20 protein-coding genes and 2 pseudogenes are annotated in these 18,463 nt (G+C 46.2%); 17 read left to right on the top strand and 5 right to left on the bottom strand.

All coding sequences use genetic code 11. From position 1 onward, the window contains the following. Positions 1–15 precede the first annotated feature (15 nt). From paaB to FTV29_RS06485, 11 genes are all read left to right on the top strand, one after another. Entirely contained in the window at positions 16–306 is a 291-nt protein-coding gene (gene paaB, locus FTV29_RS06535; RefSeq protein WP_004279183.1) for a 1,2-phenylacetyl-CoA epoxidase subunit PaaB, read from the top strand. Positions 307–323: 17 nt separating this feature from the next. After that, positions 324–1,079, top strand: coding sequence for a 1,2-phenylacetyl-CoA epoxidase subunit PaaC (paaC, locus tag FTV29_RS06530; protein WP_159138554.1), 756 nt, complete (start codon positions 324–326; stop codon positions 1,077–1,079). A 28-nt stretch (positions 1,080–1,107) separates the two neighbouring features. Beyond that, positions 1,108–1,608 carry a 1,2-phenylacetyl-CoA epoxidase subunit PaaD gene (gene paaD / locus FTV29_RS06525; protein ID WP_005172460.1) on the top strand — a complete coding sequence of 167 codons (501 nt, stop codon included), beginning with the start codon at positions 1,108–1,110 and terminating at the stop codon, positions 1,606–1,608. 75 nt (positions 1,609–1,683) lie between these two features. Continuing rightward, on the top strand, positions 1,684–2,742 hold the full coding sequence (locus FTV29_RS06520; protein ID WP_159138555.1) for a 2Fe-2S iron-sulfur cluster-binding protein: 1,059 nt from the start codon (positions 1,684–1,686) through the stop codon (positions 2,740–2,742). 40 nt (positions 2,743–2,782) lie between these two features. Beyond that, a complete protein-coding gene (locus FTV29_RS06515; RefSeq protein WP_180075250.1) occupies positions 2,783–3,553 on the top strand; it encodes an enoyl-CoA hydratase-related protein in 771 nt (256 codons plus the stop codon). Continuing rightward, positions 3,553–4,344 carry a 2-(1,2-epoxy-1,2-dihydrophenyl)acetyl-CoA isomerase PaaG gene (paaG, locus tag FTV29_RS06510; RefSeq protein ID WP_100328953.1) on the top strand — a complete coding sequence of 264 codons (792 nt, stop codon included), beginning with the start codon at positions 3,553–3,555 and terminating at the stop codon, positions 4,342–4,344. Before FTV29_RS06515 ends, paaG begins: the two co-directional genes overlap by 1 nt. 3 nt (positions 4,345–4,347) lie before the next feature. After that, positions 4,348–5,901 (top strand): 3-hydroxyacyl-CoA dehydrogenase, encoded by a 1,554-nt coding sequence (locus FTV29_RS06505; protein ID WP_159138557.1) that lies wholly within the window; start codon positions 4,348–4,350, stop codon positions 5,899–5,901. 11 nt (positions 5,902–5,912) lie between these two features. Further along, on the top strand, positions 5,913–7,124 hold the full coding sequence (pcaF, locus tag FTV29_RS06500) for a 3-oxoadipyl-CoA thiolase (RefSeq protein ID WP_159138558.1): 1,212 nt from the start codon (positions 5,913–5,915) through the stop codon (positions 7,122–7,124). Positions 7,125–7,183: 59 nt separating this feature from the next. Further along, positions 7,184–8,476 carry a phenylacetate--CoA ligase PaaK gene (paaK, locus tag FTV29_RS06495; protein ID WP_159138559.1) on the top strand — a complete coding sequence of 431 codons (1,293 nt, stop codon included), beginning with the start codon at positions 7,184–7,186 and terminating at the stop codon, positions 8,474–8,476. A gap of 63 nt (positions 8,477–8,539) precedes the next feature. Beyond that, positions 8,540–9,478, top strand: coding sequence for a PaaX family transcriptional regulator C-terminal domain-containing protein (locus tag FTV29_RS06490; protein ID WP_159138560.1), 939 nt, complete (start codon positions 8,540–8,542; stop codon positions 9,476–9,478). Between the two features lie 31 nt (positions 9,479–9,509). Next, complete coding sequence (locus FTV29_RS06485; protein WP_159138561.1) at positions 9,510–10,109, top strand: DapH/DapD/GlmU-related protein; 600 nt, start codon at positions 9,510–9,512, stop codon at positions 10,107–10,109. A 55-nt stretch (positions 10,110–10,164) separates the two neighbouring features. On the opposite strand, the gene FTV29_RS06480 is transcribed toward FTV29_RS06485, so the two are convergent. Next, positions 10,165–10,641 (bottom strand): hypothetical protein, encoded by a 477-nt coding sequence (locus FTV29_RS06480; protein ID WP_005095921.1) that lies wholly within the window; start codon positions 10,639–10,641, stop codon positions 10,165–10,167. Positions 10,642–10,743: 102 nt separating this feature from the next. Continuing rightward, a pseudogene (locus FTV29_RS06475) lies at positions 10,744–11,136 on the bottom strand (inner membrane protein YpjD); the annotation flags it as partial. On the opposite strand from FTV29_RS06475, the pseudogene FTV29_RS06470 reads away from it, so the two are divergent. Beyond that, a pseudogene (locus FTV29_RS06470) lies at positions 11,125–11,391 on the top strand (class I SAM-dependent methyltransferase); the annotation flags it as partial. The pseudogenes FTV29_RS06475 and FTV29_RS06470 sit on opposite strands and share 12 nt — an antisense overlap. A gap of 60 nt (positions 11,392–11,451) precedes the next feature. On the opposite strand, the gene FTV29_RS06465 reads toward FTV29_RS06470, so the two are convergent. Then, positions 11,452–12,261, bottom strand: a complete 810-nt coding sequence (locus FTV29_RS06465; RefSeq protein WP_005095927.1) for an inner membrane protein YpjD — start codon at positions 12,259–12,261, stop codon at positions 11,452–11,454. Between the two features lie 138 nt (positions 12,262–12,399). Between FTV29_RS06465 and ffh the strand changes: the two genes are divergently transcribed. The 3 genes from ffh (at position 12,400) to FTV29_RS06450 (ending at position 15,272) form a co-directional block, all read left to right on the top strand. Then, positions 12,400–13,806 carry a signal recognition particle protein gene (gene ffh / locus FTV29_RS06460; RefSeq protein WP_005095929.1) on the top strand — a complete coding sequence of 469 codons (1,407 nt, stop codon included), beginning with the start codon at positions 12,400–12,402 and terminating at the stop codon, positions 13,804–13,806. Positions 13,807–13,956: 150 nt separating this feature from the next. Continuing rightward, entirely contained in the window at positions 13,957–14,529 is a 573-nt protein-coding gene (locus FTV29_RS06455) for an alpha/beta hydrolase (protein ID WP_005095930.1), read from the top strand. Between the two features lie 137 nt (positions 14,530–14,666). Continuing rightward, entirely contained in the window at positions 14,667–15,272 is a 606-nt protein-coding gene (locus FTV29_RS06450; protein WP_100534710.1) for an alpha/beta hydrolase, read from the top strand. On the opposite strand, the gene FTV29_RS06445 is transcribed toward FTV29_RS06450, so the two are convergent. Both FTV29_RS06445 and FTV29_RS06440 read right to left on the bottom strand, forming a co-directional pair. Next, on the bottom strand, positions 15,223–15,966 hold the full coding sequence (locus tag FTV29_RS06445) for a type III pantothenate kinase (RefSeq protein ID WP_100355527.1): 744 nt from the start codon (positions 15,964–15,966) through the stop codon (positions 15,223–15,225). The two genes, FTV29_RS06450 and FTV29_RS06445, sit on opposite strands and share 50 nt — an antisense overlap. 13 nt (positions 15,967–15,979) lie before the next feature. Next, complete coding sequence (locus FTV29_RS06440) at positions 15,980–16,735, bottom strand: biotin--[acetyl-CoA-carboxylase] ligase (protein ID WP_159138562.1); 756 nt, start codon at positions 16,733–16,735, stop codon at positions 15,980–15,982. Positions 16,736–16,762: 27 nt separating this feature from the next. Between FTV29_RS06440 and FTV29_RS06435 the strand changes: the two genes are divergently transcribed. Both FTV29_RS06435 and FTV29_RS06430 read left to right on the top strand, forming a co-directional pair. After that, positions 16,763–17,566 (top strand): sulfite exporter TauE/SafE family protein, encoded by an 804-nt coding sequence (locus FTV29_RS06435; protein WP_005095936.1) that lies wholly within the window; start codon positions 16,763–16,765, stop codon positions 17,564–17,566. Between the two features lie 199 nt (positions 17,567–17,765). Continuing rightward, positions 17,766–18,461 carry a GntR family transcriptional regulator gene (locus tag FTV29_RS06430; protein WP_005095938.1) on the top strand — a complete coding sequence of 232 codons (696 nt, stop codon included), beginning with the start codon at positions 17,766–17,768 and terminating at the stop codon, positions 18,459–18,461. The last annotated feature ends 2 nt before the right edge of the window (positions 18,462–18,463 follow it).

The following is an 18,463-nucleotide window of genomic DNA, read 5'->3' as shown; positions in this document are numbered from 1 at the left end:
TAGGGAAATTTGCTCATGAATAACAAAAACAACTGGTCACTTTATGAAGTGTTTGTGCGTAGTAAACAGGGTCTGAGTCACCGTCATGTTGGCAGCCTGCGTGCGCCAGATGAGGAGGTCGCACTACAAAATGCCCGCGATGTGTATACCCGCCGCAATGAAGGGATCAGTATCTGGGTGGTGAAATCTGAATTGATTACCTCTTCCCAGCCAGATGAAAAAGCAGAATTTTTTGAACCGGCTTTGGACAAGGTCTATCGCCATCCAACCTTTTATAACATTCCAGCTGGCATCGAGCACATGTAAAGGGAAAGGTGAAGATTATGACAAATCAAGTATTGGCAGAATTTCTTTTACATGTGGGCGACAGTCAACTGGTGTTGTCGCATCGTTTGGCAGAATGGTGTGGCCATGCCCCTGAACTGGAACTAGATATTGCCTTGGCCAATATCGGACTGGATTTATTGGGTCAGGCACGTACTGCCCTCAGTCTGGCAGGTGAAGTGGAAGGACAGGGCCGTGATGAAGACAAGCTGGCTTATTTCCGAAACGAACGTGACTATCGTAATTTACTGCTGTGTGAACAGCCGAATGGTGACTTTGCCCAGACTCTGGTGCGTCAGTGGCTGATGGGTCACTATCATGCTTTATTGTTTAGTGCCTTAAGTCAAAGTCAGCATCCGGAGTTGGCTGCCTTTGCAGTAAAGTCACTCAAAGAAGTGAAATATCACCAGCGTTTTTCCACCACCTGGATGGAACGCCTAAGTCTAGGTACAGCTGAAGCGCATGAAAAAACTCAGCAAGGTTTAAACCAGTTATGGCGTTTTACTGAGGAACTTTTTGTATTGACTGCAGATGAAAAACAGCTGGTCAATAGTGGTGTCCTTCCAGATATTGAAAATTTAAAAGTCCAGTGGCTAGAAACAATTACAGCCGAATTAGCCCGATTTGAATTAAGCCTGCCAGAGCTGGGCGCTTATCGTAGTGGGGCTAAACAGGGTTTACATACAGAACATCTCGGTTTTATTTTGGCTGAACTGCAATATATGCAGCGCTCTTATCCAAACATGAACTGGTAATTCGGCACAATCACAGGGAGTGAGTCGCATGAATCTGATTCGACACGTAGAAGATCAATGTTGGGACGTTTTGCAACAGGTTTCTGATCCAGAGATTCCGGTATTGTCAGTGATTGATCTGGGCATGATTCGTGGCGTCGAGCTGAATCAGCAGGATGAAATTGTGGTGCGACTCACGCCGACCTACAGCGGCTGTCCGGCCACGGATGTATTAAAAGCAGAAATTACCCAGACTTTCGAGGCCAACGGTTTGACGCCGGTCAAAGTCATTGTCGATCTGTCTGAAGCCTGGACCACGGACTGGATGAGTGAATCGGGCAAACACAAATTACAGCAATATGGTATTGCCCCGCCGCAAGGCCAGTCACATAGCTGTGGTACGCATGTGGCATTGACCGATGGCATCACCTGTCCACAGTGCTTAAGTAACAACAGCAAACTATTAAGTGAATTCGGTTCGACCGCCTGTAAAGCTTTATATCAATGTCGGGACTGCTTAGAAACTTTTGACTATTTCAAATGTATTTGATTGTAACGATTGCGCGGTGGGCAGGGTAAACCAATAACAAGCCTGAACACCGCCACCTAAAAGAAGGATTTTGCCATGAGCCAATTTATCCCATTAACCATTAAATCGATTCAGCCACAAACCGAGCAGGCAATCTGTATTGCTTTTGATCTCGCGCCTGAGCAGATGGATGCTTTTCAATATCAGCCGGGTCAACACCTGACCATTCGCTATTTAAGTGATGATGGCGAGCTGCGCCGTTGCTATTCGATTTGTAGTGATACTCAGGAAGACATGAGTATTGCGATTAAAAAAATTGATCAAGGTCAGTTCTCGACCTGGGCCAATGCGCATCTCAAAGCGGGCGATGTACTGGAAGTCATGCCACCGCAAGGGGTGTTCTTTCAAAAAGCAGCCAAGGCCGGTGGCCAGAATTATCTAGGGTTTGCAGCAGGCAGTGGCATTACGCCAATTTTATCGATTGTAAAATCGGTGCTAAACCGTCAAGCAGAAGCCACATTTACCTTGGTATATGGCAACCGTTCCTGGAAACAGACCATGTTTTCTGAACAGATCATGGACTTGAAAGACCGTTTTAAGGAACGTCTGCAACTGGTAAATATTTTTTCACGTGAACTGAATGACAGCGAAATCTTTAACGGTCGTATCAATGCGGATAAATTGCAGCAGCTGTTTCAGGCCAATCTGATTTCAGCCGACACAGATCACTGTTTTGCCTGTGGTCCTGAAGAAATGATGGCGGCGGTCGAAACGGTATTACCGACTTGGGGCATTCAACGCAGCAAGATTCACACTGAACGCTTCAATACGGGTACTGCACCGAAAGCAACCGCCCAGCAGATTGAAAGTCGCAGCGAAGAACGCGTCAATATCATCCTCGATGGTCGCGAGCTGATTGTTGAAGTCTCCAAACAGGATGACAGTATTTTAGATGCTGCGCTACGTGCCGGAGCCGATCTGCCTTATGCCTGTAAGGGCGGTGTTTGTGCCACCTGTAAATGTAAGGTGTTAGAGGGCCAGGTTGAAATGGCGGTGAATTACAGTCTGGAAGAAGATGAAATCCAGAAAGGCTATGTGCTCAGTTGTCAGGCACGTCCAACCACGGCCAATGTACGTCTGAGTTTTGATGAATAACAGCTGAATTTACAGCACTGAGCACAGCAGGAGTTCAAGGATGACCTATATTAAAACCAGCTCACCAAAACCCGGCGTAGTCCTGATTGAGCTGAATCGCCCGGAAAAGCGCAATGCCCTAAATAATGCGACCTTGCAAGGTATTGCAGCTTGTTTACAGGACTTGGAAGCAGATGCTGCCGTGAAAGCCGTGGTCATTACCGGAAATACGCAATGCTTTGCTGCCGGTGCTGATTTAAATGAATTGGCGCAGTTAGATGTGGTCAGCATCCAGCAGGATCAGCGGCCACTGCTTTGGAAAAAAATTGATGAATTTTCCAAGCCTGTAATCATGGCGGTGAATGGTTATGCCTTTGGTGCAGGGTTTGAACTGGCTCTACATGGTGACATGATTTTAACTGGCGACAATGCCCAGTTTGCCTTGCCTGAAATTGGTTTAGGCATGTTGCCGGGCGCCGGTGGAACACAGCGCCTTGCCCGTCTGGTCGGTCAGCAATTAACGATGCGCTGGGCCATGACCGGTGAAATGATTTCGGCACAGACCGCATTGCAACATGGCATGAGCAGTCAGGTTTGTCCGACAGGACTGACCGTGCAATACGCACTGGAACTAGCGGGAAAAATTGCCAAGCAGGCACCGCTGGCCATTCGCGCCATCAAGCAATCTTTAAAGTCGATTCATGAAGTGACATTAAGTCAGGGACTGAAATTGGAACGTCAGCATTTTGTCTGGCTGGCGGCGACCCAAGATCGCCAAGAAGGCATCAATGCATTTTTACAAAAAAGAAAACCAGAATTTAGAGGTGTGTAATGGAATATCAAACAATTATTGTCGAAGAAAAAAATGCAGTGGGCTACCTGACCTTTAACCGTCCGAAACAGCTCAACAGCTTTAATGAAACCATGCATCAGGAAGTCTCCAAGGTCATCAAGGCCTGGGCCAAAGACAGCCAGATTCGTGCCGTGGTGATTTCAGCTGAAGGCCGTGGTTTCTGTGCCGGCCAGGATCTAAATGATCGTGTGGTCGATCCGAATGCTGATGCACCGGACTTAGGCCTGTCAATTGAAAAATACTACAACCCTTTAATCAAACTGATTACTGAAATGCCAAAACCGGTGATTTGTGCGGTGAATGGTGTGGCGGCAGGGGCCGGTGCCAATATTGCACTGGCCTGTGACATTGTAGTTGCTGCAAAATCGGCTTCCTTTATTCAGGCCTTTTGTCGTCTAGGTTTAGTACCAGATTCAGGCGGCACCTGGTTCTTGCCGCGTCTGGTCGGGCGTGCCCAGGCGATGGGCTTAGCGATGCTCGGCGATAAAATTCCGGCTGAGCGCGCAGCACAACTGGGCATGATCTGGCAGGTGGTTGAAGATGAGCAACTGCAAGCAGAAGCGAAAAAACTGGCCAAGCATTTGGCCAAGCAGCCGACTTATGGCCTGTCACTAATCAAAAAAGCCATTCATGCCGCAGCCGACAATAATCTGGATGAGCAGCTCATTCTGGAGCGTGATTTACAGCGTCTGGCTGGACGTTCAAGCGATTATAAAGAAGGTGTACAAGCCTTTATGCAGAAGCGTACACCTGAATATAAAGGATGCTAAATCATGCAGCAGATCAATTTGGAACACGTCAAAGTTGCTGTGGTGGGTGCGGGAACCATGGGGATTGGCATTGCGCAACTGGCAGCCATGCACGGGCATCCGACCTATGTGTTTGACCTCGACAGCAGCAAAGTTCAGAGTGCCTTAACTGCTTTAAAGGCGCAGCTCAGCAAGCGGGTACAGAATGGCAAAATGACCCAGCAATTGCTGGAGAGTACCTTCGCCAATCTGATCGTGGCCGAAGATATTCAACAGTTGGTCGATGCGGGCTTGATTATTGAAGCCATTGTCGAAAAGAAAGAAGTGAAACAAAATCTGTTTCAACAGCTGGCTGCCATTTGCCCGGAACAGACGATTTTTGCTTCCAATACCTCATCGATTTCCATTACCGCGATTGCCTCGGCGATTCCGCATCCAGAGCGGGTAATTGGGCTGCATTTCTTTAATCCCGCGCCAATCATGAAGCTGGTCGAGATTATCCGTGGACTGAAAACCTCAGCCGCCATTGCCGATGCAGTATTTGCTCTGATGGCATCTTGGAACAAAGTTCCGGTACGGGCCAAATCGACTCCCGGTTTTATCGTCAATCGTGTTGCACGACCGTATTATGCCGAAGCCTTTCGCGCCTTACAGGAAGATGCCAGCACACCGGAACAGCTCGATTACATCATGCGCGAATGTGGCCGTTTTGCCATGGGACCGTGTGAACTCACAGACCTGATTGGACAGGATGTAAATTTCTCGGTCACGCAAAGTGTCTATCAGGAATTTTTCTATGAGCCACGCTACCGCCCATCCTTGATTCAAAAAGAGTTGGTCGATGCGGGCTGTTATGGCCGCAAGTCCGGTCAAGGTTTTTATAATTACACACAGTCCAAGCCTGCACCTGCGTACGAATTACCAGTGTGTTATGCCAAGTCGCTGAATAAGCTCAAAGTCACGGTAAAAGGTGAATGGCTGCATTCATCAGCACTGATTGCACGTTTAAAACAGGCCTCTCATCTGGAACTGAGTTTTCAGGCAGCAGAACAGAATGAAATCCTGATTGGAGATCTTTCCCTGCGATTATCGCTCGGCGAATCGGTTGAACTTACCTATCCGCATGAGCCTGTGGTGTTGATGGACTGGCATGCAGATTGGGCCAATGCTCAAGCGATTCCGGTAGTTGCATCACCCGCTTGTAGTGAAGAACAGCGCCAGGTAGTAGAGCTATTCCTCCTAGGTATGAATGTGATACCTATTTGGTCTAAAGATCATCCAGGTCTTTATGTTATACGTAGTATTGCCATGCTGGTGAATGAAGCCTGTGAAGCAGTATTGCATGATATTGCATCAGAGCAAGATATTGATTCTGCTATGAAATATGGAGTGAATTATCCTTGTGGTCCATTCGAATGGGCAGATAAAATTGGGTATTACACAATTTTACAAATTTTAGAAAATATGTATCGTATTTATGGTGAAGATCGCTATAGAACTAGTATATATTTAGCAAAGAAAGCGGTGCAGGGACAGGCACAGCAAACTCAGCAGCACCCATTACGCGTGGCTGGCTAAAAGGAAAAATCATGGAACAGGTTTATATTTTTGATGGAGTTCGTACCCCGATCGGACGCTATGCCGGTGGGCTGAGCAGTATCCGTGCTGATGATCTGGCAGCGCTACCGATTCAATATCTGAAAGAGCAGCATCCGGCATTGCCATGGGCAAAACTGGATGAAGTGATCTTGGGCTGTGCCAATCAGGCCGGTGAAGATAACCGTAACGTTGCGCGTATGGCGGCTTTACTTGCAGGACTGCCTGAATCTGTTCCCGCACTTACCGTGAACCGTTTATGCGCCTCAGGTCTGGATGCGATTGGACTTGCCGCACGTGCCATCAAATCGGGTGAAGCACAATTTATTTTGGCGGGTGGGGTAGAATCCATGAGCCGTGCGCCTTTTGTGCAGTCTAAACCGACCTCAGCGTTTAGCCGTACTCCAGAAATTTATGACACGACTATTGGTTGGCGTTTTATCAACCCAAAATTTAAAGCCCAGTTTGGCGTTGACAGCATGCCGGAAACAGCCGAAAACGTGGCTGAAAAGTATCAGATCAGTCGCGCAGATCAGGACCTGTTTGCCTATCGCAGCCAGCAGAAAACCGCAGTAGCACAGCAAGAAGGTATTTTTGCCGAAGAAATTCTGCCGGTAGAGGTTAAAGGGCCAAAGAAAACCATCCTGACCATTTCCCAGGACGAGCACCCGCGCGCAGAGACGACACTGGACAATCTGGCCGCCTTAAAACCCCCATTTCGTAAAGAAGGCGGTTCGGTCACCGCCGGCAATGCTTCGGGTGTCAATGATGGTGCGGCTTGCGTATTACTCGGCAATCAGCAATTTTCCGAGCAGTATGGTTTGCGCCCGAAAGCCAAAGTGATCGGGATGGCCAGTGCCGGTGTTGAAGCCAAATATATGGGCATTGGCCCGGTGCCAGCGGTACAGAAAGTCTTGAAACAAACCGGACTCAGCCTCGAACAGATGGACGTGATCGAGCTGAATGAAGCATTCGCAGCGCAATCGCTGGCTGTGATTCGGGAATTGGGCCTGCAAGACGATGATGCAAGAATCAACCCGAATGGCGGTGCCATCGCTTTGGGTCATCCGCTTGGTATGAGTGGCACCCGTCTGGTGATTACCGCCATGCATGAATTGAAACGCCGTCAAGGCAAATATGCACTGTGCACCATGTGTGTCGGTGTTGGTCAAGGTGTTGCACTGGTTTTAGAAAATATGGATTAAGACATCATTCAATCAATGAATTAAATCGTGGTCAGGAAGACTGCGTTAGGAGTAAGAATATGAATAACAATGCAATGGAAAAAATTGAAAAAGTATCGGTTGATGAGTTACGCAGTGTCCAGCTACAGCGGATGAAAAAGACCCTGCAGCATGCCTATCAGAATAGCCCGGTTTATAAAAAGAAATTTGATGATGCGGGTGTGCATCCGGATGATTTTAATTCTCTGGAAGACCTGGCCAAATTCCCGTTTACCACCAAACAGGATTTACGCGATAACTATCCGTTTGGCATGTTCGCTGTACCACAGGAACAGATTGTACGTGTGCACGCCTCTTCTGGCACCACCGGTCAGCCGACCGTGGTCGGTTATACCCAGAATGATATTAATGTTTGGTCGGATGTAGTGGCACGTTCATTACGCGCAGCCGGCTTGAGCAGTAAAGATATCATTCAGGTGTCTTATGGTTATGGCCTGTTTACTGGTGGTCTAGGTGCGCATTATGGCGTTGAACGCTTGGGTGCAACTGTGATCCCAATGTCTGGCGGACAAACCGATAAACAGGCGCAACTGATTCATGATTTTAAGCCGACGGCATTAATGGTTACGCCATCTTATTGTCTGAATATTATTGAAGCGCTGGAAAAGAAATTTGGTACAGCCAAAAACTGTTCGATTAAAACCGGCGTCTTTGGTGCAGAGCCATGGACCAATGAAATGCGCAAGGAAATTGAAGAGCGTCTCGGCATTGATGCCTTGGATATTTATGGCCTGTCAGAAGTGATGGGCCCGGGCGTCGCCATGGAGTGTCTGGAATCCAAAGATGGCCCAACCATTTGGGAAGATCATTTTTATCCGGAAATTATCCATCCTGAAACCGGTGAAGTGCTGCCCGATGGCGAACTCGGTGAACTGGTCTTCACCACCATTACCAAAGAAGGCATGCCGGTGATCCGTTACCGTACCCGTGATCTGACCCGTTTATTGCCTGGCACGGCACGTACCATGCGCCGTATGGACAAGATTGTTGGCCGCAGTGATGACATGATGATTATCCGTGGAGTGAATGTGTTTCCGTCGCAGATTGAAGAGCAGATTTTACAGATCCAGCAACTGATTCCGAACTATCAGATCCAGATTTGTAAACAAGGCCATCTGGATACATTGCATATCCGTACCGAAATGCGTAAAGATAGCAGTGATATTATGGCGCACCAGCTGGCAACTCAGCTAAAAAGCCAGATTAAAACCATGGTTGGTATCAGTGTCAGTGTCGAAGTTTTGCCAGAAGGCAGTCTGCCACGTTCTGAAGGCAAGGCACAGCGCGTTTTCGATATCCGCAAGTCTGCATGAAGTCCTACTGGATGATGACTAAATGGTCTATCATCCAGTTTCTACAAGGTAAAGTTAAGCGTAATGAATCCGAAATTAAAACAAATCATTGATGACTTTATTCAAAATGAAGCACTCAGCGGAACCTCATTAATCATGACCATCTTCGGTGACTGTATTTTTCATCGCGGTGGCATTATCAGTCTGGCCAGCCTGATCCAGCTCATGGATGTCTTCGGCTTTAATGAACGTTCAGTAAGAACTGCTGTATTTCGTCTGGTACAAAATGGCTGGCTGTTCTCGGAGAAAATTGGCCGCACCAGTTATTACCGTGTCACCGAAAGCAGCCGCCAGCGTTTTATTATGGCTGACCAAAAGATTTACAGTTTTAGCCATCAGGAATGGGATCAGAAATGGGATCTGGTGCTGCTCAGTTCAGTGGAACTGGACAATAAACTGATTCTGAAAAAAGAACTGGAATGGCTGGGCTTTGCCAATATCGCCACCAATGTTATGGCCTATCCGGGCTGTGACCACCAGAAACTGCAAAACCTGCTGCTGAATTTGAAAATGACCGATCAGGTGGTGGTGTTTAAAGCCGAAACCTTACAGCTCTGGCAGGAATCTTATCCAACTGTGAAGCGCATGGTTGCTACCAACTGGCCGGTGCAGGAATTACATCAGCGTTATGAAAAATTTATCACCGATTTTCGGGAATTTTTTCATCTGGTGGAACAGGAAGATGAGCTAGATCCGCTACAGGCATTTCAGTTGCGTATTTTGCTGATTCATCAATTCCGCCGGATTTTATTAAAAGATCCGAATCTGCCTTTTGAGTTATTGCCATCTAACTGGCTTTCCCTGAATGCCCGTAATCTGAGCAGCAATTTATATCAAACTGTGGTTGCAGCAGGTGATGAATTCTTTATAGAAATCGCGCGGACTTCGGAAGGTTCGATGCCGCCGGTACATCCACAATTTTATAAACGTTTTGGCGGTTTGCGACTAGAAGCCGTCAGTTAATCTAATTCTGCATTTTTAAAGGAATAAAATAATGCCGTGTTATGCCATTGATGGTGTGATTCCTGTGGTCAGCCCTCGCGCTTATGTACATCCACAAGCCGTCTTGATTGGGGATGTGGTGATTGAAGAGGGCGTATATATCGGGCCTTTTGCCACCTTGAGAGCTGACTTTGGCGGGATTCACATCCAGAGAAATGCCAATGTTCAGGATTCCTGTACCATTCATGGCTTTCCCGGCAGTATTACGCTGGTTGAAGAATATGGCCATATCGGACATGGCGCGATTTTACATGGCTGTATCATTCGCAAAAATGTACTGGTGGGCATGAACAGCGTGATTCTGGATGAAGCCGAGATTGGTGAAAATACCATTATTGGTGCCAATAGTATGGTCAAGGCCAAATCCCAGATTCCAGAAAACTCATTAGTGCTGGGTAGTCCGGCGCGGGTCATCCGTCCTTTGGACGCCAAAGAAATTGCCTGGAAAAGCAAGGGAACGCAGGAATATATTCAGCTGACAGAACGCTGTCTTTCTTCGATGCAGGAAGTTGAACCATTGTCTGAAGATTCAGCAGATCGCCTGAACTATCAGGCCTTTGATGCGGAATATCAAATTAAAAAGAATCATTAATTTAGCACTTGGCTGATGATCGTATCAGCCAAGTTTTTTATTTCATTTATAAAAATTATAAACGGCGACATTGACCTTCTTTGTCACCATTGACCCGGTTATTGCCACCGATCGGTTGAATGCGGTTGGATTCGCATTGCAAATTACCGTCAACCACATTGTCATTTACAGTAATTTTTTGGGTATTCTTTTTCAGCTGGATGTCACCCTCTACCTGATTGGCAGTGAGCTGAATCGTCTGACCGCCTTCTAGCTGGATATTGCCGTCAATCCGATTATGTTGTGCCAGAACCGAGCTAAAACGTCCTTTCGATTCCAGATTGCCATCAATCGCAGTATTTGAAATTACTGCTTGAGCACCCTGATACAACATGACATTGCCTTTAATGGTGGCATTATCAATCTGACAGTTTTGGCTGATACTGACATTGTCATCAATCGTGCGATCTTTAATGCTACCGTGACAGTGATAATCTGCGAAACTTGCGCTGGATAAACAAAGTAGTGCTAAACCTGAAAGTAATTTTATCATCATGATCCTTGGTGTATTTTTAATGCACTTTAACCATAATTTTTGAATATGACATTTTGATGACGGCACTCAAACGTAGTGTGGGCTTTAGGTTAGCGTATGTTAACGTACCAAAATCATTTCCAGCACGAATTTAGAACCAATAAAACCCAGTGCCAGCAGACCAAAACCTAAAAGTGTAAAGCGCACGGCTTTCTGGCCACGCCAGCCAAACTTCCAGTGTCCGATTAATAGTGAACCGTAAACCAGCCAGGAAATAATACTGAACGCAGTTTTATGTGCCAGATGTTGGGCGAAGAAATTATCGATGGTGAAAAAGCCAAAGCTTAAAGCGAGCGTAAGTAAAACAAAACCGGTCATCAGCATATCAAAGAGCAATGATTCCATGTCCTGATAAGAAGGTAATAAACTGACCCAGACCCGGCGTTTTTGCTTCTTTTTGAGCTCACGATCCTGAAGCCGCAAGATCACGGCCTGAATGGTCGCCATGTAGATGAAGGATATAAAAATCTACCATTTCCATTTCAGGAAATTTCAATTTCACCACTTATGCTTGAGGTGGAGTGGAATTTTTATCAGCTGATTGTTTATATGAGTACCTGGTCAGCCGTGAAAGCAGCAACTCAAGCACTCGGACATAATCCACTGAATGTACTGGCAGATGCCTTATTGCCAGAATGGGAAGATCCAGAATTGCCTAGAGTGATTCGCTGGCCATTATCAGTGCGTGCGGGGCGTATAATCCTTTAAAGAATACTCAAGCTAAAGCCTTTTCATTGAACAATGAATTGAATATTTCAAGGCTCAGAATTATCGCCCCAAGATCATTTCCAGCACGAATTTAGAACCAATAAAACCCAGTGCCAGCAAACCAAAACCGAGTAGGGTAAAGCGCACGGCTTTCTGGCCACGCCAGCCAAACTTCCAGTGTCCGATTAATAGTGAACCATAAACCAGCCAGGAAATAATACTGAACGCTGTTTTATGTGCCAGATGCTGGGCAAAGAAATTGTCGATGGTAAAAAAGCCAAAGCCTAAAGCGAGGGTAAGTAAAACAAAACCGGTCATCAGCATATCAAACAGCAGTGATTCCATGTCCTGATAAGAAGGTAATAAACTGACCCAGACCCGGCGTTTCTGTTTCTTTTTGAGTTCACGATCCTGCAGTCGCAAAATCACGGCCTGAATGGTCGCCATGAGCAATACGGCATAAGCAGATAAAGACAGGATAATATGAATATCCAGACCCAAAGAGTTTTGTGCGATGATTTTTGCAGGCTGGGTAAAGACAAAGCCGAGAATTAAACCCGTGGCAGCCACTGGAATCCCGATCAGATTCAGGGCAATAATTGGACGATAAGTACTGTAAATAATGCTGAGTAACAGCATCAGACCAGAGGTAAAGGAAAACAGGGCAAAGACATCATAATTAATGCCAAGCGGGGTGTGCATATCGCCATATAAAACCAGCGCATGTAAGCCCAGTCCAAGCAGGGCAGTTAGCGAAACAAACCATTGATTAGGAGCACGTTTAGACATTAAATGAATGAACAGATACCAGAAGGAAGCGGTATAAGCGACTAATGCTAAGATCGTATAAACCAAGGGGAGGCTAACCATGTCAAACCTTTTTAAGGGTGATGAATATTCATTTATATAAATTCGCTGCGAACTACAGTATCCTATAGCATTCTATGCATAAATTTTCTATTTTAAGAAACAATTTTTTGCTCATGGCTATTTTAAGCGGATTTTGCAATGTTTGATACCTTAACAGAACGACTCACGCAGAGTTTAAGAAATGTTACTGGCTCAGGGCAGCTAACCGAAGACAATATTAAAGATACGTTACGTGAAGTGCGTATGGCGCTTCTTGAGGCCGATGTTGCGTTACCTGTAACTCGTGAATTCATCGCGAAAGTTAAGGAAGAGGCATTGGGCCAGGAAGTGATGACTCAGTTATCTCCTGGACAGGCTTTTGTCAAAATCGTTCATGACGAATTGACCAAAATGATGGGCGCGGCCAATGAAAGCCTTGACCTTGCCGCAAAACCACCGGTCGTTGTCCTGCTGGCAGGTCTGCAAGGTGCAGGTAAAACCACCACTGCAGCAAAATTGGCACGCTTTTTACAAGAACGTCAAAAGAAAAAAGTGGCAATGGTTTCTGCCGACGTCTATCGTCCCGCAGCGATCAAGCAACTACAAACGGTTGCAGGCGAAGTCGGTGCGATTTTCCTGGAATCTAGCGCAGACGAAAAACCGATTACGATTGTAAATCGTGCGATTGAACAGGCAAAAATCCAGTTTGCTGATGTGTTAATTGTCGATACTGCCGGTCGTTTACATGTCGATAATGACATGATGGACGAAATTAAAGAGCTGCATGCGGCGATTAACCCGACTGAAACCCTGTTCGTGGTCGATGCCATGACCGGTCAGGATGCGGCGAATACGGCCAAAGCCTTTAATGATGCCTTGCCTTTAACCGGTGTGATCCTGACCAAAACCGATGGTGATGCACGCGGTGGTGCAGCATTGTCTGTACGTGCCATTACCGGTAAGCCAATCAAATTCTTGGGTATGGGCGAAAAGCTTGATGCCTTGGAGCCATTCCATCCTGAACGTATCGCGCAGCGTATTTTGGGTATGGGTGACGTCCTTTCTTTGGTCGAAGAACTTGAGCGTAAGGTCGACAAAGAAAAAGCCGAAAAAATGGCGAAAAAACTGCAAAAAGGCGGCAGCTTCAACTTTGAAGATATGCTGATGCAGTTTGAGCAGATGAACAAGATGGGCGGCATGATGGGCTTCCTGGACAAACTTCCTGGCATGAGCAATGCCGGTCTGCAAGATGCGTTGGCCCAGGCCAATCCTGAAAAGCAGGTCAAGAAAATGGAAGCAATTATCCAGTCGATGACCATCAAAGAGCGCCGTAATCCAGACTTGATGAACCCAAGCCGTAAAAAACGTATCGCAGCAGGTTGTGGTATGGAAGTGGCGGAAGTCAACAAGTTGATTAAACAACATGCGCAAATGGCCAAGATGATGAAGAAATTTGCCAATCCGTCAGGTATGGCAAAAATGATGAAATCACTCGGTGGTTTGCAGAAACAGTTTGGCGGCGGCGGTGGCATGGGTCCACTGTTCGGCGGCAATGACAAGAAATAAGATTCTGATTTAAAAAAGGCGCGAAATGCGCCTTTTTTATTATGTATCAATCAGAAAACCGGTTTAAACAAAACAACATTTACTTACCCAAAATAAAAATCCAATCAGGCAGACTCAGGAACATCAGCACAAAACAAAGAGAAATTTAAAATGGCTCAAGTGATCATCGTCCATGGTTATACTGCAAGCCCGGAAGAAAACTGGTTTCCATGGATTCAGGAAAAAGCCCAACAGGAAAATGTCAGCTTAAAAGTACTGCGACTTGACCCATCGACCACACCCAAGCTAGAGGTGTGGGACCAGCAAATGCGTGAGCAGATTGAGGGGATTGATGAAGACAGTATTTTTATCGGGCATAGCCTAGGAACTGTGGCTGTATTGCATTACTTATCCAGAGAGTTAAAACAGCAAAAGATTCAGCAATTGGTATTGATCGCAGGATTTAATGGCCGCTTGGGTCGTTTAGATGAAGTCAATCCGTTTATTGATGCTGCTGAGATCGATTTTGATCTGCTTAAACAGCAGGTGGCAGAACGGGTGGTGATTTATTCTGAAGGCGATGATCGGGTGGAGCCTGAATTTAGCCTGGAACAGGCAGACAGTCTGGATGCGATTGTGGTGAGTGCCAAGCATCAGGGACATTTTATCGATTCAGAAGGCTGTACCGATCTGCCAGAACTCTGGAAAGTGATTGAGCCTTATCTGATTAAAGCTGAATCTTAAGCAGGTTGTTGGATTCGTTCAATTTGTAAATTGAGTCTGAGATGGGATGCAAAAAGTTACTTGAATTTCATCTTCAGACTGTTTAATAGTAGTTTTTGCCAAAGCACTTTGTGCTCAATTATAATAAGTAAAACACGATGAAAAATATAATCAATAAAGTCTATATCGTGCCTGATTATCAGGCCACCTCAAATGACCATTGGTATCCGTGGCTGAGTCGCCAACTCAAAAATGTCGGTGTTGATTCAAAACGGATTATGCTGGCCAATCCTTTTCAGCCTGATCTAGAAGAATGGCAGCAGAATCTGAAACTGCATATTCCACACCTGGATGAGCATACTTTTTTAGTTGCCCATGGCCTGAGTGGACTCAGTGTTTTAAGTTTTTTACAGCAACATTATCTCCAGCAGCACCGCAAGACCGGCGGGGTTATTCTGGTTTCAGCTTTCGATACACCGCTGGTGGCCTGGTCGGAACTGAATAAAATGCTGCAGGCGACACGACTGGATCTGAACAACCTGCCGTATAGCTATAAACGCGCGGTCATACTGATCTCCAGTAATGATCCTTTTGTACCTGCACCGGTTTCCTTGCGCCTGGCCCACAGCTTAAATGCTCAAATTTTTGAGATTAAAAAAGCCGGACATTTTAACAAATGTGATGGATTTACCGAATTTCCTCAATTGCTCGAAATCATGAAACTGTATCTGGCAAATGAGCCGCAAAATGCTGCAAACCTTTAAGCAGAAGATCAGGTTCAATCCTCGGCTGATACGGCTCAAGATGTTGGGCAAACAGTGGAGCATCTCCACCGGTTAGTACCAGCTGTGCCGGAAAATCATGCAGCACTTTTTCAATGGTGCTGAGCAGACCGAGCAGAATGCCATGATGTACTGCATCGATGGTATTGCGTCCGGGATTGAGCTCAGAAAATGCGGCATCCGGAATTTTAATGCCTTTGGTATTCTGAATTAGTGCATCACGTTGCAAATATAAATTTGGCAGAATAAAACCGCCTAAATGTTGTTGTCCTTGAATCAGGTCAATGGTCAGCGCTGTACCACAACTAATCACACAATAATTCTCATGAGGCTGGGTCGCGACAGCAAGTACCTGTAGCCAGCGGTCAATCCCCAGTTGTGCGGGTTCATCATAGCCACAAATCAGGCCAGCATATTGGGCCTGCACCTGAGCAAAAATCACTGGAATATGCAGACCATCTAATATACTAAGAATGCGCTCATTATTGGTTTTGTCCTGAACCGAAGACAATCCGACCTGATCCAGATCCAGCGTTTTAAAGTGCTGGATCAGGCCAAGTAACAAATCGGCAGGGGATTGTAAATGTAATTCCGCTGCATGTTCAATGATCTGATCTTGTTCGGTAATCCAGTATTTGAGTCGGGTATTGCCAATATCTAGCCATAGTTTCTTCATGGATTATGCCTGTTCAAGGATTATTTTTGAGCCGTAATTGACCTTGGTAAAAGATGTGGACACCTGTTTCAGTTGCGATTTTAACAGCGCCATCATCCTGAATACCCAGAAATTTTCCTGAATATTGCCCTTGCAGATCGGTAAATTCAACCCTCTCTTGGATAAAAGCGGCATGTCGATTGAAACGACCAGACAGATTCTGGCTGCCATATCTAAACCATTGTCCGGCTTGCTGAATCGCCAGATACAGTTCTGCAATCAGCTGAATGCGTGAACCCGGATGCAGGCCCAACTCATTCAATGAGGTCACTTGCTGCTCGGGAACCTCAGCAGACATTGGGCTGAGGTTGATCCCGACCCCGACCACCACTTGCGTAGGTGAAATTGGTTCTACCAGAATGCCGCCCCATTTGCCTTTGACGCTATACAGGTCATTCGGCCATTTTACTTGCAAGTCCAGCCCTTGTAGACTGGGCATTTGCAGGATATTTAACGCAATTTCCAGAGCCAAACGGCCATCGATGGGTTTTTGTGTATGCAGCAATGTGCTTAAATAGATATTCCCTTCAGGTGAAATCCACTGACGCTGGCGCTGTCCACGGCCTTGGGTCTGCACATGGCTGCAGACCAGAACCTGCTGTACCCCCTTGGTTGCCAATTCCCGCACATCGTCATTGGTCGATGTGGTAATCGGTTTGATGAGCAATACTTCCGGAAGCTGGCCTGCATCGCTTAATCGTTGTTGCAGTTCACGAGTTTCTACATCCATTTGAATCTAAACGTGGTAAATATCGTTATGGAGTTAATCATATATTTATTGATTGGTGCAATTGCAGGATTTACCGCTGGCCTGTTTGGGGTTGGTGGTGGTTTGATTATTGTGCCGATTCTGTACATTGTTTTTACCCAGCTCCAGTACGATCCCAGCGTGATTATGCACATGGCGGTGGGGACTTCTCTGGCTACCATTATTGTCACCTCGATCAGTTCTGTCATGGCGCATCATCAAAGAGGTGCCGTGTTGTGGTCGGTATTTCGTAATCTGGCACCCGGCTTGATTATTGGTTCCTTCCTGGGCGCAGGGATTGCTGACTATTTATCTGGTCAAGGCTTGCAGCTGTTGATCGGGTTCTTTGCAGTCTGGGTGGCGTTTAGAATGTTTAAAGGCGCCAATGTTCAGGTCGATCCGAATAAAAAATTGCCTTCAACCCCGGTACAACTCGCTGCGGGCGGTGGGATTGGTGTGGCATCGGCGATCTTTGGGATTGGTGGCGGTAGTCTGACAGTCCCGTTTTTGAATCGCTGTGGCATCGTGATGCAAAAAGCCGTGGCGACCTCTGCGGCTTGTGGGTTGCCGATTGCCGTGGCAGGCGCACTGGGCTTTATCTGGTTTGGTCAACAGGCCCAGGTCGCAGTACCAAATACGATTGGCTATATTCATATCTATGCCTTTATTGGCATCAGCATGATGAGTTTTTTTACCGCCAAACTCGGTGCAAAAGTGGCACATTTACTTTCACCTGCGGTACTGAAAAAATGTTTTGCGGCTTTACTGACCACCGTCGGTCTGTATTTTATTTATCAAGGTTTTATGGCCTGATTTAATTTTTTAGGTTGAACTGATGTATCACCTAAGGAGAATGGTTCACTATTCTTCTTTTTTATGAACTTGAGTTGGCTGTAGAGACACAAGATTGTCTGACAATGTCACAGTATTCATCGAAAAAATTCTGTCTAATAGCAACATAGCCCAAATCACGGGCTGAACCAGTATCCATAAAAATAAAGACAGGAACGGTATGCCATTAGAACAAGCACACAGTTTGTCTGAGCAGATTGCCAAACACATTAGCGAACAGATTATTCGCGGCGAATTGGTCGAAGGCGAACGTATACAGGAACTCAGGATTGCCTCGGAGCTGGATGTCAGTCGAGGGTCGGTTCGTGAAGCCCTGCTGTTGCTGGAACGCACCCAGCTGATTGAAATTTATCCGCGTCGCGGTGCCATTGTCTCGGAAATGTCGGCCTTGCAGGTGCGTGCCCTATTTGATATTACCTCTTTATTGCTGGGGCAGATGGTGCATCGTATGGCTGAAACCTGGCGGAGTCATGAAGCCGAGCGCATTCAGCTATTATTAGAACAATTAGAAGCAGAAACTCGCCAAGGACATACAGAAAAGTTTTATGATCTGATCTTTCAGGGCATGGCCCAGCAACATGAGATGGTCGGAAATCCCTATCTGATGCGCTACTATCAGGAACTGTTACCTTGCTTGCGGCGTAGCTATTTCCTGACCCTGAATATTTCCAGACGCGAGTTACAGGAATCTTTCGACTTATTTAAACTGGTCACTGAAGCAATTTTGATACGAAAAACCCATCAGGCCGCTTTATTTATGGAAGATTTTTGTCGACACTTACGCAACCTTGTGTTGGAATCTCTGACACGGATGAAACAAATTGAACTCGCGTGGGCCAGACGCTCACGACGTTAAAT

The sequence above is a fragment of the Acinetobacter sp. YH12254 genome, assembly GCF_013417415.1.
Lineage (GTDB): Bacteria > Pseudomonadota > Gammaproteobacteria > Pseudomonadales > Moraxellaceae > Acinetobacter > Acinetobacter pseudolwoffii.
The sequence above is the reverse complement of the archived record's forward strand: the minus strand, read 5'-3'. Positions and strand labels throughout refer to the sequence as shown.

Bases quoted from the DNA above. Each gene is read 5' to 3' on its own strand.
- FTV29_RS06455 (WP_005095930.1), top strand. From the start codon at position 13,957: ATGGCTCAAGTGATCATCGTCCATGGTTATACTGCAAGCCCGGAAGAA.
- paaK (WP_159138559.1), top strand. From the start codon at position 7,184: ATGAATAACAATGCAATGGAAAAAATTGAAAAAGTATCGGTTGATGAG.
- paaG (WP_100328953.1), top strand. From the start codon at position 3,553: ATGGAATATCAAACAATTATTGTCGAAGAAAAAAATGCAGTGGGCTAC.
- FTV29_RS06480 (WP_005095921.1), bottom strand. From the start codon at position 10,641: ATGATAAAATTACTTTCAGGTTTAGCACTACTTTGTTTATCCAGCGCA.
- FTV29_RS06490 (WP_159138560.1), top strand. From the start codon at position 8,540: ATGAATCCGAAATTAAAACAAATCATTGATGACTTTATTCAAAATGAA.
- FTV29_RS06435 (WP_005095936.1), top strand. From the start codon at position 16,763: ATGGAGTTAATCATATATTTATTGATTGGTGCAATTGCAGGATTTACC.
- FTV29_RS06430 (WP_005095938.1), top strand. From the start codon at position 17,766: ATGCCATTAGAACAAGCACACAGTTTGTCTGAGCAGATTGCCAAACAC.
- FTV29_RS06445 (WP_100355527.1), bottom strand. From the start codon at position 15,966: ATGAAGAAACTATGGCTAGATATTGGCAATACCCGACTCAAATACTGG.
- FTV29_RS06450 (WP_100534710.1), top strand. From the start codon at position 14,667: ATGAAAAATATAATCAATAAAGTCTATATCGTGCCTGATTATCAGGCC.
- pcaF (WP_159138558.1), top strand. From the start codon at position 5,913: ATGGAACAGGTTTATATTTTTGATGGAGTTCGTACCCCGATCGGACGC.
- paaD (WP_005172460.1), top strand. From the start codon at position 1,108: ATGAATCTGATTCGACACGTAGAAGATCAATGTTGGGACGTTTTGCAA.
- FTV29_RS06515 (WP_180075250.1), top strand. From the start codon at position 2,783: ATGACCTATATTAAAACCAGCTCACCAAAACCCGGCGTAGTCCTGATT.
- ffh (WP_005095929.1), top strand. From the start codon at position 12,400: ATGTTTGATACCTTAACAGAACGACTCACGCAGAGTTTAAGAAATGTT.
- FTV29_RS06440 (WP_159138562.1), bottom strand. From the start codon at position 16,735: ATGGATGTAGAAACTCGTGAACTGCAACAACGATTAAGCGATGCAGGC.
- FTV29_RS06505 (WP_159138557.1), top strand. From the start codon at position 4,348: ATGCAGCAGATCAATTTGGAACACGTCAAAGTTGCTGTGGTGGGTGCG.
- FTV29_RS06465 (WP_005095927.1), bottom strand. From the start codon at position 12,261: ATGGTTAGCCTCCCCTTGGTTTATACGATCTTAGCATTAGTCGCTTAT.
- FTV29_RS06520 (WP_159138555.1), top strand. From the start codon at position 1,684: ATGAGCCAATTTATCCCATTAACCATTAAATCGATTCAGCCACAAACC.
- paaC (WP_159138554.1), top strand. From the start codon at position 324: ATGACAAATCAAGTATTGGCAGAATTTCTTTTACATGTGGGCGACAGT.
- FTV29_RS06485 (WP_159138561.1), top strand. From the start codon at position 9,510: ATGCCGTGTTATGCCATTGATGGTGTGATTCCTGTGGTCAGCCCTCGC.
- paaB (WP_004279183.1), top strand. From the start codon at position 16: ATGAATAACAAAAACAACTGGTCACTTTATGAAGTGTTTGTGCGTAGT.